Annotated in this window: 1 protein-coding gene and 1 pseudogene; both read right to left on the bottom strand. The window is 34.9% G+C overall.

Annotation, left to right across the window (positions count from 1 at the left end; all coding sequences use genetic code 11):
• A pseudogene (locus AB4486_RS22865) lies at positions 1-119 on the bottom strand (type II toxin-antitoxin system RelE/ParE family toxin); the annotation flags it as partial.
• A gap of 6 nt (positions 120-125) precedes the next feature.
• On the bottom strand, positions 126-295 hold a 170-nt coding region (locus AB4486_RS22860; protein ID WP_372118778.1), incomplete at its 5' end, for a type II toxin-antitoxin system prevent-host-death family antitoxin.

The raw sequence follows: 295 nt of genomic DNA, 5'->3' as shown, positions 1-295 counted from the left end.
AGCAATGTGTCTTTATAGTTGTTCCACTGCATTTCAGAAAAGTTGTTGACGGTATAGCTTTTAATTTTTCGTAAATGAGCCTGAGCCAATTTACTTAGTTTGTATTTATTCTTTTGCATAGTGGGTTACAAGGCGCTTAGGAAATCTTCACCATCAACTACATTGCCTTGTGCTAAGTCTTGTTTAGCTGACTCGAAACAATGTTTAAGGTAATCAGTTTTCATTGCCTCTAGTTCTTCATAGTCTTTGATAGACATTACTACTACGGCATCTTTACTGTTTTTGCTAATCTTTA

Source organism: Vibrio sp. 10N.222.55.C6 (assembly GCF_041473395.1).
GTDB lineage: Bacteria > Pseudomonadota > Gammaproteobacteria > Enterobacterales > Vibrionaceae > Vibrio > Vibrio crassostreae_C.
Note: the sequence above shows the minus strand (reverse complement) of the source record. Positions and strands in the feature narration are given on the sequence as shown.